At 67.1% G+C, this 17,293-nt stretch carries 14 protein-coding genes; 13 read left to right on the top strand and 1 reads right to left on the bottom strand.

The genetic code is table 11. The annotated features are described in order from the left end of the window. Window positions 1-4 precede the first annotated feature (4 nt). From ACMV5O_RS06665 to ACMV5O_RS06605, 13 genes are all read left to right on the top strand, one after another. Window positions 5-625 (top strand): hypothetical protein, encoded by a 621-nt coding sequence (locus ACMV5O_RS06665; RefSeq protein ID WP_416162764.1) that lies wholly within the window; start codon window positions 5-7, stop codon window positions 623-625. Between the two features lie 117 nt (window positions 626-742). Next, window positions 743-2,755 carry a tripartite tricarboxylate transporter permease gene (locus ACMV5O_RS06660; protein WP_416162763.1) on the top strand — a complete coding sequence of 671 codons (2,013 nt, stop codon included), beginning with the start codon at window positions 743-745 and terminating at the stop codon, window positions 2,753-2,755. Window positions 2,756-2,892: 137 nt separating this feature from the next. After that, window positions 2,893-3,738 carry an FAS1-like dehydratase domain-containing protein gene (locus tag ACMV5O_RS06655; RefSeq protein WP_416162762.1) on the top strand — a complete coding sequence of 282 codons (846 nt, stop codon included), beginning with the start codon at window positions 2,893-2,895 and terminating at the stop codon, window positions 3,736-3,738. 10 nt (window positions 3,739-3,748) lie between these two features. Next, window positions 3,749-4,930, top strand: a complete 1,182-nt coding sequence (locus tag ACMV5O_RS06650; RefSeq protein WP_416162761.1) for a CaiB/BaiF CoA transferase family protein — start codon at window positions 3,749-3,751, stop codon at window positions 4,928-4,930. A gap of 18 nt (window positions 4,931-4,948) precedes the next feature. Next, on the top strand, window positions 4,949-5,773 hold the full coding sequence (locus ACMV5O_RS06645; protein WP_416162760.1) for an HpcH/HpaI aldolase/citrate lyase family protein: 825 nt from the start codon (window positions 4,949-4,951) through the stop codon (window positions 5,771-5,773). A gap of 52 nt (window positions 5,774-5,825) precedes the next feature. Then, on the top strand, window positions 5,826-7,184 hold the full coding sequence (locus ACMV5O_RS06640; protein WP_416162759.1) for an adenylosuccinate lyase family protein: 1,359 nt from the start codon (window positions 5,826-5,828) through the stop codon (window positions 7,182-7,184). After that, window positions 7,181-7,366: a hypothetical protein gene (locus ACMV5O_RS06635; protein WP_416162758.1), complete on the top strand. Its 186-nt coding sequence runs from the start codon at window positions 7,181-7,183 to the stop codon at window positions 7,364-7,366. The genes ACMV5O_RS06640 and ACMV5O_RS06635 overlap by 4 nt, the downstream gene beginning before the upstream one ends. Window positions 7,367-7,446: 80 nt before the next feature. Next, window positions 7,447-8,403, top strand: coding sequence for a LysR family transcriptional regulator (locus tag ACMV5O_RS06630; protein ID WP_416162757.1), 957 nt, complete (start codon window positions 7,447-7,449; stop codon window positions 8,401-8,403). Between the two features lie 109 nt (window positions 8,404-8,512). Next, window positions 8,513-9,940 (top strand): FAD-dependent tricarballylate dehydrogenase TcuA, encoded by a 1,428-nt coding sequence (gene tcuA / locus ACMV5O_RS06625; protein ID WP_416162756.1) that lies wholly within the window; start codon window positions 8,513-8,515, stop codon window positions 9,938-9,940. Beyond that, window positions 9,927-11,114 (top strand): tricarballylate utilization 4Fe-4S protein TcuB, encoded by a 1,188-nt coding sequence (tcuB, locus tag ACMV5O_RS06620; RefSeq protein WP_416162755.1) that lies wholly within the window; start codon window positions 9,927-9,929, stop codon window positions 11,112-11,114. The genes tcuA and tcuB overlap by 14 nt, the downstream gene beginning before the upstream one ends. A gap of 67 nt (window positions 11,115-11,181) precedes the next feature. Continuing rightward, a complete protein-coding gene (locus ACMV5O_RS06615) occupies window positions 11,182-12,195 on the top strand; it encodes an NAD(P)-dependent oxidoreductase (protein ID WP_416162754.1) in 1,014 nt (337 codons plus the stop codon). Window positions 12,196-12,275: 80 nt separating this feature from the next. Next, on the top strand, window positions 12,276-13,373 hold the full coding sequence (locus ACMV5O_RS06610) for a 4-oxalomesaconate tautomerase (protein ID WP_416162753.1): 1,098 nt from the start codon (window positions 12,276-12,278) through the stop codon (window positions 13,371-13,373). 232 nt (window positions 13,374-13,605) lie between these two features. Further along, window positions 13,606-14,913 (top strand): OprD family outer membrane porin, encoded by a 1,308-nt coding sequence (locus ACMV5O_RS06605; RefSeq protein WP_416162752.1) that lies wholly within the window; start codon window positions 13,606-13,608, stop codon window positions 14,911-14,913. A 332-nt stretch (window positions 14,914-15,245) separates the two neighbouring features. Here ACMV5O_RS06605 and ACMV5O_RS06600 read toward each other — a convergent pair whose 3' ends face one another. After that, window positions 15,246-17,225: an LTA synthase family protein gene (locus tag ACMV5O_RS06600; protein WP_416162751.1), complete on the bottom strand. Its 1,980-nt coding sequence runs from the start codon at window positions 17,223-17,225 to the stop codon at window positions 15,246-15,248. Window positions 17,226-17,293: the final 68 nt, after the last annotated feature.

The following is a 17,293-nucleotide window of genomic DNA, read 5'->3' as shown; positions in this document are numbered from 1 at the left end:
CCTGGTGTACGGCAGCCAGGGCGCGACCACGCTGGACCTCGTCCCCCTCCTCGCCTTCCGTCTGCTCGGTCTTGACGTCCATCATGTCTTCGGCATGAAGAGCCGAGGAGAAGGCCGGCTCGCCTTCGAGCGCGGCGAGGCCAACATCGACTTCCAGACGACCTCTGCCTATTTGAAGAGCTCACTGGGCATGGTGCATGAGGGCAAGGCGATCCCGCTCTTCACCATGGGCATGCTCGACGACGCCGGCAACCTTGTCCGCGACGCCTACTTTCCGGATCTGCCCCATGTGGGCGAAGCCATCGAGATCGTTACCGGAAAGCCGCCCGCCGGCATCGAGTGGGAAGCCTTCAGGGCCCTGCTGATTGCCGGGTTCCCGGCACAGAAGCTGATGGTGCTGCCCAAGGCCACGCCGCAGCCGATCGTCGAGGCCTACAGGGCCGCGGTGCGGCAGATGCGGCTGGACCCCGACTACCAGGCAAGCAAGGACGACGCCCTGGGCGGCTATGAGCAAGTCACCGACGGCGTCGCCGAGGCCTTGTTCGCTGCCGGCACGACGATCGCTCCTGAGGCAAGGGACTGGGTGAGGGCCATCCTCGAGAAAGACTACAACGCCCGCTTTTAAGGCAAGTCCCAACGGCATCGAGGGTCGGCGTTCGCGTTCTGCGCAACACGAACGCCGCCCTTGGCCGGCTCACACCTGAGCCCGGCCGCTCGACGGCCAAACAAAATGGAGTTTCAAATGCTTGAAGCCATGCAAAGCGCCCTGGTGGGTCTGCTCGCGGTCGAGCACTTCGCGTTCATGCTGCTGGGCATCGTCGTCGGCCTGTGCGTCGGCATCCTGCCCGGCCTGGGCGGCATCGCCGGCATGTCACTATTGATGCCCTTCATCTACGGCATGGACCCCGTGTCGGCCCTGGCGATGCTGGTGGGGATGGTTGCCGTCATTCCGACCGGCGACACCTTCACCTCGGTCCTGATGGGCATTCCCGGCTCGAGCGCCAGCCAGGCGACCGTGCTCGACGGCTTTCCGCTCGCCAAGAAGGGCCAGGCGGCACGGGCCCTGAGCGCCGCCTTCTCCGCCTCGCTGCTGGGCGGCGTATTCGGCGCAATCATGCTCACCGGCTTTGTCGTCGTCGCCAAGCCACTGATCCTGTCATTCACCACCGCCGAACTGTTCATGTTCGCGCTGCTCGGACTGTCGGTGGTGGGCGTGCTGGCCGGGCAGTCCATCGTGCGCGGGGTCGTCGCCTGCGGCCTGGGCCTGATGGTCGGCGCCATCGGTGCGGCGCCCGCCACCGGCGAGAGCCGCTTCGACCTCGGCCTGGAGTACCTGCAGGACGGCATTCCGCTGGTCATCGTCGGCCTCGGTCTGTTCGCAATCCCCGAGATCGCCGAGTTGATCCGTCGCTCCCGCCCCATCGCTTCGCCCGGCGGACTCGGCTCCGGCTGGCTGCAGGGGGTCAGGGACACGTTCAGAAACTGGTTCCTCGCCCTGCGCTGCTCGGCCCTGGGCACGTTCATCGGCGCCATCCCCGGTCTTGGCGGCGGTGTCGTGGACTGGATCGCCTATGGGCATGCGGCGCAGACGACGAAAGACCCCTCCGGCTTCGGCAAGGGCGAGATCCGGGGCGTCATCGCGCCGGAATCGGCCAACAACGCCCTCCAGGGCGGTGCGCTGATGCCGACGCTGCTGTTCGGCATCCCGGGCTCGGGGAGCATGGCGGTCTTCCTCGGCGGCATGGTGCTGCTGGGCATGCAGCCCGGTCCGTCGATGGTCACCGGCGACCTCAGCCTGACCTACACCATTGCGTGGACGCTGGCGTTCTCCAGCATCATCGGCGCAGTCATCTGCTTCTTCCTCGCGGTGCCGATCGCCCGTCTGACCTTCGTCCCGTTCAACCTGATCGCGCCCTTCATGATCATGGTCATCTGCTTCGCGGCCTTCCAGGCCCGGCGCGACCTGACCGACCTGCTCGTGCTCTTCGCGATCGGCATCGTCGGCATCTTCCTGCGTCGCTTCGGCTGGCCGCGGCCGGCCTTCCTGATCGGCTTCGTGCTGTCCAGCCAGGTCGAGAACTATCTCTACCAGGCCCTTCAGTTCTATGGCTGGAGCTTCGTTCAGCGCCCCGGCGTGCTGATCATTGGCGCCCTCGCCATTGTGTCGACACTGATGGCACTGCGCAGTCGCGTCTCGGAAGAGGGCGCGGTGGAGAAGAGCGCGCGCGGCGAGGAGCTCCAGCAGCCAGCGCTCGGTGGTGGGTCCGCAGCTGAGCGTCGTCCGCAGATCGTGTTCGCCGTGCTGCTGCTGGCAACCTTCATCTACGGCGTACTGAACAGTGCCCCCTTGTCCTTCCTCGGCTCGGTATTCCCCTTCTACACGGCTGCGCTGATGGTCGGCTTCACCGCCTACATCGTGATGATGCTGTCAGTCGGACGGACCGGGCACTCGGCGCACTTCGACCAGGAGTTGGCGGCGCGCGCACAGGGAACACACGACGGCACCAGCATCTGGCCATCGGTCGGGTGGTTCGTGATGCTCTTCGGGATGACGGCATTGGTCGGTTTCATCATCGCGGTCAGCATCTTCATCACCACCTTCCTGCTTGCCCGCACACGGCTCGGACTCGTGCGCAGCCTGATCTACACCGCGCTGTCGGTCGGCTTCATGAGCATCCTGGGCCACTTCCTGACCCTGGATTTTCCGGCCGGCCTGCTGCAGCACTACATCGAGCTTCCGTGGCCGCTGAAGTAGCCCCCTGCGGCCACGGCTGAGATCGAGGCCCACGCCCTTACCCACACGACCCGCCTCCACCCCGTCCCCTTCACCGCAAGGGGGACGGCGGAGCAAGTCGTCCGTCTTCCCCCAACGCACTTGCGAGGAAACAACACATGAATCTCAAGGACTGGATCGGCCGCTCGGAGGAGGTCTCCGACATCGCCACCGCCACCCCCTATGCCGCCCTGTCGGCGACCTTCGATCGTCCCGCCGAACGCCCCCCTGTCGGCACGCCGCTGCCGGCCCTGTGGCACTGGCTGTACTTCCTGCCGCTGCATCGCCAGTCGGAGATCGGCGCCGACGGCCACGCCAAGCGCGGCGGCTTCCTGCCCCCGGTGCCGCTGCCGCGGCGGATGTGGGCCGGCAGCCAGTTCGAGTTCCACAAGCCGCTCGCGATCGGCGACGCGATGACGCGCACCTCGACCATCCACGACGTCACCGAGAAGTCCGGCCGCACCGGCCCGCTGGTGTTCGTCAAGGTGCGCCACGAGGTGCGCCGCGCTGGCGAAGCCGACATCGCACTCACCGAGTTCCACGACATCGTCTATCGCGAAGCGCCCACGCCCGATGACGTTGCGCCACCGCCCACGGCGGCCCCGGCCAGCGCGACCTGGGAGAAGCGATGGATACCCGACGACGTGCTGCTGTTCCGCTACTCGGCGCTGACCTTCAACGGCCACCGCATCCACTACGACCGCAAGTATGTAACGGAGGTGGAGGGCTATCCCGGCTTGGTGGTGCACGGGCCCATGATCGCGACCCTCCTGCTGGACCTGTTGCGCCACCAGATGCCGGATGCCGAAGTCGTGCGCTACGCGTTTCGCGCCGTGCGACCGGTGTTCGACATCAACCACTTCTTCGTCTGCGGCGAGCCGCAGGCCGACGGTAAGACCATCCGCCTGTGGGCGAAGGATCACGAGGGCTGGCTGACGATGGAAGCCACCGCGGTGATCAAGTGAGGAGCACGCAATGAGACCCCTGGAAGGCATCACCGTCGTCACCCTCGAGCACGCCATCGCCGCACCCTTCGCCACCCGCCAGCTGGCGGACCTTGGCGCCCGCGTGATCAAGGTCGAGCGCCCGGGCGTGGGCGACTTCGCCCGCGGCTACGACGAGCGCGTGCGCGGCCTGGCCTCGCACTTCGTGTGGACCAACCGCTCGAAGGAAAGCCTGACGCTCGACGTCAAGGACCCGGAAGCGCAGATCATCCTCAAGCGCCTGATCGTCAAGGAAGCCGACGTCGTGGTGCAGAACCTCGCCCCTGGTGCCGCGGCCCGGCTCGGCCTGTCGTATGCGGCGCTGTCGGCGCTCAAGCCGGAGATCATCGTGTGCGACATCTCCGGCTACGGCAGCGATGGCCCCTATCGCGACAAGAAGGCCTACGACCTGCTGATCCAGAGCGAGTCCGGCTTCCTGTCGGTGACCGGCACCGAGGACGAACCGTCGAAGGCGGGGCCGTCGATCGCCGACATCTCCGCCGGCATGTACGCCTACAGCAACATCCTGGCGGCGCTGCTGCAGCGCCAGAAGACCGGCCGCGGCCAGCACCTCGACATCTCGATGCTCGAGAGCCTCGTCGAGTGGACCACCTATCCGCTCTACTACGCCTTCGACGGCGCGCCTCCGCCGCGCCGCACCGGCGCCAGCCACGCGACCATCTATCCCTATGGCCCGTTCCCGGCCGGGGACGGCAAGGTCGTGATGCTCGGCCTGCAGAACGAGCGCGAATGGGCGGCGTTCTGCGACAAGGTCCTGCTGCAGCCTGCGCTGGCGAAGGAAGCGCGCTTCTCCAGCAATTCGAAGCGCAGCGCGGCACGCGACGAACTGCGCCGGCTCATCGTCGAGGCCTTTGCCGAACTCACCGCCGAGCAGGTCATCGAGCGCCTCGAGAGCGCCCAGATCGCCAATGCCCACGTCAACGACATGCATGCAGTCTGGGCTCACCCCCAGCTCCAGGCGCGCAAGCGCTGGCGCGAAGTGGGTACGGCGGTGGGCCCGATCCCGGCCCTGCTGCCGCCGGGCTCGTGGGAGGAGTGCGAGCCGCGCATGGATCCGGTGCCGGCGCTGGGCGAGCACAGCGCCGCGATCCTCGCCAGCCTGGGCTATCCGGCCGACCGCATCGCCGAGCTCAAGCATGCCGGCGTCATCTGATCCGTCTGGAGATCCACCATGCAGATGCCAATCACCTATCTCTTCGTGCCGGGCAACCGGCCCGAACGCTTCGACAAGGCGCTTGCCGCCGGGGCGGATGCGATCGTCCTCGACCTCGAGGATGCGGTCAGCCCCGCCGACAAGGCCCGCGCCCGCGACGCGATCGCCGACTGGTTCGCACTTCATGCCGAGCAGGCGCAGCGGATCGTCGTGCGCATCAACGATGCGCAGTCGCCCTGGTTCGCCGACGATCTCGCCTTGCTCAAGTCCACCGCCATCGGCCAGGTCATGCTGCCGAAGACCGAGTGGCAGGCGCAGGTCGATCAGGTGCGGGGCGCCGTGGATCGACGTGCGCGGGTCCTGCCGCTGATCGAGACCGCACGCGGGGTATGCAAGGTCGACGAGATCGCGGCCGCCGACGGCGTGCTGCGGCTGGTCTTCGGCACGCTCGACTACGGCGTCGACCTCGCGTTGTCGGGTGACGACGCCGGCCTGATCTACCCCGCCAGCCGGATCGCGATCGCCTCGCGCTGCGCGGAGCTGGCCAGCCCGGTCGCCGGCGTCACCCCGGCGATCGACGACGAGGCCCGCATCCGCGCCGACCTCGCCTTTGCACGCGCCTTCGGCTTCGGCGCCAAGCTGTGCATCCATCCGAAGCAGGTGGCGGTGATCCACGCCGCATTGCAGCCGACGCCGGCAGAGCGTGCCTGGGCCGAGCGCGTGCTGGCAGCCGCCGCATGCGCCGACGGTGCCGCGCAAGTCGACGGAAAGATGATCGACCGACCGGTGGTGCTCAGGGCCGAGGCCATCCTCGCACGCTGCGCCGCCGGCACGGCGACCTGACCCCGCAGCCACGACGAATACCACTCATACAACTCAATCAGGAGCATCCATCATGGGCGCCAGCATCATCGACTCCAGCATCTTCGGCAACATCTTCAGCACCGACGCGATGCGCGCGGTGTGGTCCGACCGCAACCGCACCGAGAAGTACCTCGACATCGAGCGCGCGCTGGCCGTCGTCCAGGGCCGGCTCGGCATCATCCCGCAGGAAGCGGCCGACGAGATCGTGCGCAACTGCGACATCGACAAGATCGACATGGACAAGCTGCGCGCGCAGACCGAGCGCATCGGCTACCCGGTGCTCGGCGTGGTGTCGCAGCTCAACGCGCTCTGCCGCGACAAGCTCGGCGAGTACTGCCACTGGGGCGCGACCACCCAGGACATCACCGACACCGCCACCGTGATGCAGATCCGCGAGGGCCTGGAGATCATCGACGTTGAGCTGGCGGCGATCTCCGCCGCCCTGGTCGAGCTGTCGCGGCGTTACCGCGACACCCCGGTGATCGGGCGCAGCAACCTGCAGCAGGCGATCCCGGTCACCTTCGGCTTCAAGACTGCCTCCATTCTGGCCGGTATCGAGCGTCACCGCGAACGCCTCGCTCAACTTCGGCCGCGCGTGCTGATGGGCGAGTTCGGCGGCGCTTGCGGCACCCTGGCCTCGATCGAGAAAGGCGCGATGGAAACGCAGGCCGGGTTGATGGCCGAACTCGGCCTGGCCCAGCCCGATATCGCCTGGCACACGGTGCGCGACACCATCGCCGAGGTCGGTGCCTTCCTCGGCCTGGTCGGCGGGTCGCTGGGCAAGATCGCGATGGACGTCAAGCTGATGATGCAGCACGAGGTGGCCGAGGTGTACGAACCCTTCGCCCCCGGCCGCGGCTCCAGCAGCACGATGCCGCAGAAGCGCAATCCGATCTCGAGCTGCTACATCCACGCTGCCGTGTCGGTGGTGCGTCAGCATGCCGCCGCGTTGATGGACGCGATGATCGCCGATCACGAACGCTCCACCGGCCCGTGGGAGATCGAGTGGATCGCCTTGCCGGAGGCCTTCTGCCTGCTCGCCGGCGCGCTGAAGCAGACCCGCTTCGTCCTCGAAGGGCTGGAAGTCGATGCGGGCAACATGCGTCGCAACATCGACCTGACCAAGGGTCTGGTGATGTCCGAGGCGGTGATGATGGGCCTCGGCCCCTATATCGGCCGCGAGTATGCGCACGATCTCGTCTATGACCTGTGCCGCGAGGCGATCGACACCAACCGCCCGCTGCTCGACATCCTTGCCGAACACCCGGAGATCAACGTGCATCTCGATCGTGCTGCACTGGCACGGCTGTGTGACCCGGCCAACTACCTCGGCCAGGCCGGGGTGATGGTGGACAAGGTGTTGGAGCGCGCGGCAGGAGGCCGGCGATGACGGCCACAAGCGGGATCGTCCCGCAGTGGGTCGAGCACCTGCAGCTCGACTGCCCCGTCCCGTGCGGAGCGCTCACCGCCGAGCGCGACGCGGACCGGGCTGCACCTCGCGGCGCGCCGGCGCCGCGGCCGGCTGAGGCGACCGATGAGCTGGATCAGGTAGCGGTTCTGAGCAGCAACTGAACCTGCGCCGCAGGCTGCACCGGGTTGGCCGTCGCCCATCGCTTGTGCAGCCTCGCAGGCGCACAAGCAAGGAGCGGGCAATGGAACTGAGGCAGCTGCGTTATCTGGTGCGGACGATCGAGCTTGGCAGCATCAGCCAGGCGGCCCTTGATCTGGGCATTGCCCAGTCCGCGATCAGTCTGCAGATCCAGCGCCTGGAGGGCGAGTTGTCAACCCGGCTGCTGCAGCGGACCGCCACCGGGGTGATTCCCACCGACGCCGGACTGGCCTTCCTGTCGCATGCTCAGCTCGCGCTGCGCCATGCCGAAGGCGCGGCAACGGCGGCGCGGCAGTCGCGGTTGTCGGGCCAGGTCAGTGTCGGCCTCGCGCCGACGACCGCGGGTGTTCTGGGCTTTGCACTGATCGAGGCGATGCGTCACGAGTACCCGGACATCCGAATCCACCTGGTTGAGGGCCTGTCGGGGCATCTGGGCGAGATGCTCAACGCCCGCGAGCTCGATCTCGCGGTGCTGTTCGATATCGACCAGGCGCGGCGCTGGAGCATCCAGCCGCTGGTGGACGAGCGATTGTTCTTTGTCTGCTCGACGGACGGCCTGCCGCGTGCACTGCCGACCCGTTTCACCGAACTCGGCGAAACGCCGCTGGTTCTGCCGACCCATCGCCATGGTCTGCGCCGGGTCATCGACGCTGCATTCAAGGCACTCGACCTGCGTCCGACGGTGATCGCCGAGGTCGATTCCCTCAGCGTGCTGATGCACATGGTGGCGCGTGGCATGGCGGGCAGTATCCAGCCTTGGGCTGCGCTGGGGCGCGAACGGGAGATCGAGCAGACCCTGCGATGGGCCGAGATTGAGGATGAGGGCGCCGCGCGTCGCAACCTGCTGTGCAGCTTATCCGAGGATGAGTTGTCGCCGGCCGCAATGGCGACCCGGGCACTGCTTCGCCGAGTGGTTCAGCGCCTGATCGCGGACGGCAGCTGGCGGGGCGTGAAGACGCGCCATCTCGATTCGAGATCGGTCGATCTCGGTTCAGCTTAGGGCCGCGTGGGGGTGCTCAGCGATAGTCGAGCCATGGCGGTAAGGCACAAGGACGAACAAGCAGCAGCTTTGCCCGTGATCAGGATTGCCCTCGAAGGGAGCCAGGAAAGTGAAGCATGAACAAACCAGTACGGTCGATGTGCTCGTGATCGGCGGCGGCAACGCGGCCCTGTGCGCCGCCCTGGTGGCGCGGGAGTCGGGCGCCTCGGTACTGTTGCTCGAAGCCGCGCCGCGTGCATGGCGTGGTGGCAACTCCAGCCACACACGCAACCTGCGCTGCATGCACGATGCGCCGCAGGACGTCCTCACGGACGCCTATCCCGAGGAGGAGTTCTGGGAGGATCTCAAGAAGGTCACGGGCGGCATCACCGACGAGAAGCTTGCCCGTCTCGCGATCCGTGAATCCTCCCGCTGTCGCGACTGGATGCGCAAGCACGGCGTGCATTTCCAGCCCTCCCTGTCGGGCACTCTGCATTTGTCGCGCACCAACGCCTTCTTCATGGGCGGCGGCAAGGCACTCGTCAATGCCTATTACCGTAGCGCCGAGGCGCTTGGCGTGCGCATCCGCTACGAAGCACCCGTCGACCGCCTTGAGCTTGAGGATGGGGAATTTCGCGCAGCCTGGGTAGGCGGCGAGCGGATCGCCGCGCATGCCTGCGTGCTGGCCGCGGGCGGCTTCGAGTCGAACCGCGAATGGCTTCGCGAGGCATGGGGCCAGAACGCCGATGGCGAATGGCCGGCCGACAACTTCGCGATCCGTGGCACCCGCTTCAATCGTGGCGTGCTGCTCAAGTTCATGATGGAGGCGGGCGCCGACATGGTCGGCGATCCCTCCCAGTCGCACTGCGTCGCGGTCGATGCACGCGCTCCGCTCTACGATGGCGGCATCTGCACACGGATCGACTGCGTGTCGCTGGGCATCGTGGTGAACAGGGATGCCCAACGCTTTTACGATGAAGGCGAGGATTTCTGGCCGAAGCGCTACGCGATCTGGGGGCGGCTGGTGGCGCAGCAGCCGGGCCAGGTCGGCTACTCGATCATCGATGCCAAGGCCAGCGGCCGCTTCATGCCCCCGGTCTTCCCAGGGGCGCAGGCCGACAGCTTTGAGGGACTCGCACGCCAGCTCGGCCTCGACGAGACCGCCCTCGTGCGCACCGTGCGCGAATACAACGGCGCCTGCCGGGTCGGCCGTTTCGACCATACCGTGCTCGACGACTGCCATACCGAAGGTCTCGCACCGGCCAAGACCCACTGGGCCTTGCCGATCGACACCCCGCCCTTCCGCGGCTATGCGCTCAAACCCGGCATCACCTTCACCTATCTCGGTCTGCGAGTGAACGAGCAGGCGGCGGTTCATTTCGCCGGGGTGCCGAGCCGCAACCTCTTCGTCGCCGGCGAGATGATGGCCGGCAATGTGCTCGGCAAGGGCTATACCGCCGGGGTCGGAATGACCATCGGCACCGCATTCGGCCGTATCGCTGGCGCCCACGCCGCCGCCGCGGCCTTGCAGCAGGGAGTTCGCCATGTCGCCGCTTGAGATCCTGGCCCGGGAGGCCGCCGACCTGGCCGAAGGGCGTGTGCGGCCGCTGGCGCCGAAGCCGACGGCCGACAGCGAGGCCGAAGTCGACCGCATCATGACGATCTGCAACGCCTGCCGCTACTGCGAAGGCTTCTGTGCAGTGTTCCCGGCGATGACGAGGCGGCTCGAGTTCGGCACCGCCGACATCCACTACCTGGCCAACCTGTGCCACAACTGCGGCGCCTGCCTGCATGCCTGCCAGTACGCGCCGCCGCACGAGTTCGCGGTCAACGTGCCGCAGGCGATGGCGCGGGTGCGCGCGCGGACCTACTCGGATTACGCCTGGCCGTCCGGCTTCGGCGCGCTCTACCGTAACAACGGCCTGACCGTGGCATTGGCGCTCGCCGGCGGACTGGCGCTGTTCCTCGTGCTGGCACTGGTAATGCAGGGCAGCCTGTTCCATGAGCCGGTCGCGGGCGACTTCTACTCGATCTTCCCGCACAACCTGCTGGTTTCGATGTTCGCGCCGGTGTTCCTGATCGCAGTGCTGGCGCTTGGCATCGGCGTGGCGCGCTTCTGGCGCGAAATCTCGCCTGGCGAGGCCGGCCTGGTGAGCAGCGCGGCAGTCGCCGAAACCACCAATGACGTGCTGCGGCTGAAATACCTCGACGGTGGCCACGGCGGCGGCTGCCCCAATGCGGACGACGCCAATACCCTGTTGCGCCGGCGTTTCCACCACCTGAGCTTCTACGGCTTCATGCTGTGCTTCGCCGCCACCAGCGTGGCCACGCTCTACCACTACGCACTTGGCTGGGAGGCGCCGTACGCGATGACCAGCCTGCCGGTGGTGCTCGGCACCGTGGGCGGCATCGGTCTCCTGATCGGCCCTGCCGGGCTGTTCTGGCTCAACCTCAAGCGCCACCCGGCGCACGGCGACGCCGCGCAGAAGCCGATGGACCGCGGCTTCATCGCCTTGCTCTTTCTCACCAGCCTGAGTGGCCTGGCCCTGCTCGCCGGGCGCGATGGCAGCGCGATGGGGCTCTTGCTTGCGGTGCATCTCGGCGTGGTGATGGCGCTGTTCCTGACCATGCCCTACGGCAAGTTCGCTCACGGCTTCTATCGCAGTGCGGCGATGCTGAAGTGGGCGATCGAGAGGCGTCGCCCGAACCGCATGGGCATAGGAAGCGAATGATGGCGCGCACGGTCGACTCGCGCGTCAGGCGCCAGGGATGGCGGCGGAGGCACGCGCCAGTGCAGTCATGAAGATCACAGTGCTGGACGACGACCACGGCGTGGTCTGCAATCTTGCGGCGCTGAGCGTTCTCGAAGGCCTGCCGGTGACCCTGCAGGTGCATTCAAAGCGCATCGCAGACGAGACAGGGCTGATCGCCGCGCTGCGCGGCAGCGCTTGCGCAATCCTGGTCCGCGAGCGTACCCGGATCACCGTGCGCACCCTCGACGCCGTGCCCGAGCTGAAGCTGATCGTCGTGATCGGACACCGGGCTAGCCAGATCGACGTCGATGCCTGCCGCCGTCGCGGCATTGAGGTTCAGATTGCACGCGGCAACCCCGTCGTCGCAAGCGAGCTCACCTGGACCCTCATTCTGGCCGCCTCTCGGCGTCTCGTGCCGTTCACGGCACAGCGGCCAGGCGACCACGGGTGTCAACGCAGCCCGGCTCCGGGGGACGTGCGCCTGGGTCGCACGCTGCATGGCCGCACGCTCGGCGTCTGGGCGCTGGGGCGTGTCGGCGCACGCGTGGCGGCGATCGGCCAGGCCTTCGGCATGCAGGTGCTGATACATGGCGGCGAGCAGTCGCGGCGCGCCGCAAGAGCAGCCGGCTATCGCTTCATCGGCAACCGCCGCGCCTTCCTTGGTGCCGTCGACGTGCTGAGCCTGCACCTGCCGCCAAGACGCGAGACCCTGCATCTGATCGGCGAATCCGACCTGGCCGCAATGAGAGCGGACGCGCTACTGGTCAACACCAGTCACCCTGAGCTTCTGGCCCCCGGGGCCCTGCTCGCAGCCCTCGGCCGCGGACGTCCGGGTGCGGCGGCGCTCGACGTGCACGAGGACGAACCGGCGACCGTCGCCGCCTACCGCGGCCACCCGGCGATCCTGTTCCCTCCGCAGTCAGAGCGAGTGAATGCGGACCACTACGAGGCCAGCTTCCGCGAGGCCTTCGGCCATGTGCGGCTGTTCATTGAGGCTCAACTGCAGGACCGCAAGCGCCCACTGATCAACCTCGCCAGTTTATTGCCTGTTTCGCACTAATTCGCCACTTCTATTCATTTCCTGTCTCCGTCGCAAGCTTCCAGAATGCCGCCCGGACATTGAATTTGAAGGACGTGACCATGTTGAAGAGCATTCCCTGCACCCTGATGCGCGGCGGCACATCCAAGGGTCCCTATTTTCACGCCGCCGATCTTCCTGCGGACCCGGACGAACGCGACCGCGTCCTGCTGGCGGTGATGGGGTCGCCCCACGCACGCCAGATCGACGGCATCGGCGGCGGCGACACGCTGACCAGCAAGGTCGTCATTGTGAACACCTCGTCGCGGCCGGGTATCGACATCGAGTACCTGTTCGCCCAGGTGTCGGTGGAGACATCGACCGTGGACACCACGCCGAACTGCGGCAACATGCTCTCGGGCGTCGGCCCCTTCGCGCTCGAGAACGGACTGGTGCCGGCCATGGATCCGGTGACGACGCTGCGCATTCTCAACCTCAACACCGGCAAGGTGGTCGAGGCGGTGATCCAGACGCCGGGCGGCAAGGTCAGCTACGAAGGCAACGCGCGCATCGACGGCGTGCCGGGAAGTGGCGCACCCATCGTGCTGAACTTTCTCGATGCCGCGGGCGCAAAGACCGGCCGCCTGTTCCCGACCGGGCGACGATCGGACCTGGTCGACGGAGTCGAGGTGTCCTGTCTCGACTTCTCCACCCCGCTCGTCTTCGTCGCCGCGGCCGCGCTCGGAAAGACCGGCTATGAGAGCAAGCGCGAACTCGATGCCGATGACGGACTGAAATCACGGCTGGAGTCCATTCGCCTGCAGGTGGCGCTGATGGCGGGTCTCGGCGACGTTCGCGACAAGGTCCTTCCAAAGATCGCACTGGTTGCGCCGCCTCAGCACGACGGTGTCGTGGCGTCGCGCTACTTCACGCCATGGAAGTGCCATTCGGCCTACGCGGTCACCGGTGCGTTGTGCCTTGCCGCCGCGGCCAGCATGCCCGGTACGGTCGTCCACCGGCTGGCGCGTTTGAATCCCGGGGATCCCACCCTGGTGACCATCGAACAGCCCGCGGGGAAGCTCGACATCCGTATGCAGGCCGGCCCGACCTCCACGGCCGCCGACCCCGTCTTCGTCTCGGCAGGGCTCGTCCGAACCGCGAGAAGGCTCTTCCGCGGTGTGGTCCATGTTCCGCTCGTGGATCACGGCAGGGCGGCCTGAGCACGGCGTGCGAGATGACCGGGTGAGGTCGTCGGCAGGGTACGGACGCCCCCCTGCCGAGTTCCACTTTCGGGATTAATCGCCCCCAGTTTTGCATTTCCCGCATTTCAACGCGATCACCATACTCGAATCCGCGACGCAGCACGCGACCGCGCAAGTGATCGCGAAGCCCGCGCGCGCAAACCGTTCCCCCCACCGCAAAGGGGCGGAACCCGTCCATCAAGGAGGAGCAATGAAAACGAAACCGACTGCCAAGGCGCTGGCCGCGCTCGTCGCCAGCGCACTGATGCCGGCGCTGGCCCAGGCGGGCGAAGAAAGCCCGCACAAACTCGAACTGAAGGTCCGCGGCGTCCACTTCGACCGCAGCTTCGAGACCTCATCCCGAGATCGAACCCAGTCCGCACTGGGCCTGCAGCTCAACTACGAGTCGCCCTATTTCGCCGACGCGATCGGTTTCGGCGTTTCGGGCTTCAGCGTGACCCGCCTGGCATCCTCCGGCCTGGTCACGACCGATGTCTTGTCCGTCGGCGGCGACGGAGCGTTTCACGACACTTTCGGGCAGATTGCGCAAGCCTTCGTCAAGCTCAAGCATCGGGATCTCCTCGAGCTGAAACTCGGCCGACAACTCCATGACTCGATGCTACTGACCAGTTCGAACAGCCGCGCGGTGCCCAACACCTATTCGGGCGGCAGCGCGGTCGTGACACCCATGGAGGGGCTGACGCTGCATGGCGCGATCTACGACCGCTGGTCTCGCCGGGCCCAGTCGGACTTCGAGCGGTTCGCCACCGACCGATCTGCACAAGGGGCCATCGACCACGTCGCGGTGCTTGGCGCCGAGTACAAGCGTGGCCCCATCGCCGTCGAGTTCGAGTACCTGAATTCAAAGGACTTCCTGACCAAGATGGGTCTGGTCGGGTCCTACACCTTCTCGCTCGCGGATAAACAGAAGCTCAAGCTCACCGGTGGGGTGCACACCTCGCGCGACGCCGGGGGCCTCTTCATCAGCGGCTCGGAAAGCGCGGAATTGGACGACGAAGACAGGTTCCCGGCGGGGGCACGTAGCGACAACGACGGTCGCGGCGTCTATGTCGACGTCGACTGGTCGCTCGGCAACCTTGCCCTTGGCGCAGCGCTGGCAAAGTTCGATGGTGCCTGGATCGAGGACAACTTTGCAGGAGACCACGGCATGAACCCCTTCCCGACCGGTGGTGTGCTCGCAGACATGACGAACAACGACGAGACGGTCTGGATGGTGCGTGCCAGCTACAACTGGAAGGACTACATCAACGGGCTACGAACCACGGTGAAATACAAGAATGGAACGGGAGCCCGCAACAGCCACGTCAGCACGCTCGGGAGGGCCGACGAGAACGAGTTCGAGCTCGACGCGCGGTATCAGATCCCGCTGGTGAAAGGCCTCAACCTGCGCTACCGCTACCTGCGGTATACCTCGGACAAGGTTGGAAGGGTGGATGGCGTGCTCGAGGACAACACCGATCACCGCATCTATCTGGACTACAGCTACCGCTTCTTCTGAAGCGCCGAGCGCAAGGGGTGGCACCGGCCAGCATGCGCCCCCCTTGCGGACTCTCCTTGCCCCATGCCGAAGGGGCGCCCGAACAGGAACGCGACTCGGCCAACAACCTTTGTCGGCACGCGTGCGCCCCCTGGACCAGACACCGACCAAGCTGCCGTTGTGGGCCCGGGACAAATCCGCGGAGCCACACCGCCCCCCCGTCGCCGGGCAATCTCCTACCGATCGCCCCCCCGCATCGAGCGATCGGATCCTGTGGCAACTCTGCCGCAAGAGTCGCTCGAGCACGCTGCAAGGCTACTGTCCGTCGCGCAGCGGGAGGCGCCGGGCGAGCGTTAGACGTCCGGCGCTGCCTCTGCTGCCAGCGCTTCGAGCGCCGCCTCCACCGCCACGTCCTCGGTCTCCAGCTCCACCGTCTGCAGCACCGGCTTGCCGGCCGGCGCCTGCAGCGCGTGCTGGGCGCCGCTGAAGAGGTCGCGCTTGAGGGTCTCGATCGCTGCGACCCAGGCTGCGACCGGCTCGCACTCGGGGAGCAGCTCGCCACTGCGACAGACCGCCAGCCGTTTGCCTTCGAGCGCGAGCTGCACGCCCGGCAAGGGCCGGATGCGGACCGCGTCGTCACTGCGCGCGGCGAAGTGCAGCATGGTCTCGCGCTCGTCGCCCAGCAGGTCGAGGATGAGCGCGGGCAAGGCGTAGATCGGCAGATCACCGGTACGCAGCGGACCCCGCGTGCCGTCGATCACCACGAGCGGGGTCGACACCAGGGTGCGGAACATGGGGTCGTCGAACTGCGCGCGGTTGGGCGCCAGCAGCCCGGATTCGGCATAGCCGCCATGGTTCCAGCCCAACGAGGGAAGGTGGTCGCCGAACAGCACGATGATAGCGTCGGGGTCGCGCTTGCGCAGTTCGCCGAGGAAGGCCATCAGTTCGCGCGACTTGTAATACACGGTGTTGGCGTAGGCCTTGACCAGCGCATTGTCGGTCTTCGTGTCGATGACCGGCGGGCGCTCTGCATTGAGCGGGTAGTCGAGGTGGCCGAAGTAGGTCAGCACGTAGTTGAACACCGGCTGGCTGCCGTCGAGCTCGGGGCCGACGCGATCGAGCACCTGGCGATAGAGCGAGGCGTCGCTGAGGAACTCGCGGTTCATGTCGTCGAGCTCGAAATCGCGGTCGGACCAGTAGTGCTCGAAGCCGATACGCCGGTAGGCGTTGATTCGGTTCCAGAACGGCGCCGCGTTCGGGTGCGAGGCGTAACTGCGGTAGCCCGCGTCGCCGAGGTGGCGCGGCAGGCAAGGTACGTCGCGCCGCAGACGGCCTTCGAAGAAGACGGCATCGGTCATCACCGGGAAGCCGCACAAGGCCTCGAACTCGGCGTTCGCGGTGTAGCCGCCGAACACCGGCGACATCACCCTGGCGTTGCCGGCCGCCTTCCACAGCTTGCGGAAGGCAGGGTCGAGCGGATCCGCTGACAGGCCGGCCGCCTTGAGCGCGGTCGGGTCCCAGAAGGATTCGAGCACGATCATGTGCACATTGCGCCCGCCGCGCCCCTCGCGACTGGCCGAGGCGCGCATGAAGGGACTGGGCTGGGTCGCACCGAGCAGGGTGAGCGCACCGTCGACCTCGTCGGCCGCTGGCGCGGCGCCCTTGCGCGCGAGGTTGCGCGCGGCTTCCTGCACCAGGTGGATGGGCAAGCCACGCATCTCGTAGTTACCGCGCTGGTTCCACACCCAGTCGCCGAAGCGGGCATCCATCCAGCCCGTGACCGCGGCCGGCTGCGCGGCCAGCATCCAGACGCCGGCCACGGAGGCGGCGACCGCCGCCCAGGCACGCGGACGCCGCCAGGCGAACATCCAGGCGAGGGCACCCAGCGGCACGGCGAGCATGGCCACGCTGCCCCACAGCTGCCAGCCTTCCAGCAACAGAAAGAGATTTCTTGCGGCGACGAAGTCGTCGGGCATCACCGGCCCACCGAGCACCGCGAGCTTGAGCGCATTGCCGACGGTGAAGGCAGAAAACAGCACGACCATCGCCACCCCGAAGCGCGCCACGCTGCGCGCCATCAGGAACAGCAGGCCGCCGATCAGCAGGTGCGCTGAGAGGTCACGCAGCCAAGCGTCCTGGCGCGGCGCCACGCCCAGGAAGTGGGCGATCGCCCAGTGTGCGAGCGCATACCAGGCGGCCACCAGGCCGAGCGCACAGCCCCACTCGCGCACCTGGCGCGACCTTGCGCGCGCGCGCGTCGCACCCGCCGCAATGGGCAGCGACTCGGGCTGAGGCTCGGGCTTGGCGGGGGCACGGCTTGCGGACGCGGACACGGCGGCACTCCGGAGTGAAGTCTGGAGTGCGGATAATACGCGTGTAACAAACGCCTGTTAGCGCGCCA

This window comes from Thauera sp. WH-1 (assembly GCF_047806685.1).
Taxonomy (GTDB): domain Bacteria; phylum Pseudomonadota; class Gammaproteobacteria; order Burkholderiales; family Rhodocyclaceae; genus Thauera.
The sequence above is the reverse complement of the archived record's forward strand: the minus strand, read 5'-3'. Positions and strand labels throughout refer to the sequence as shown.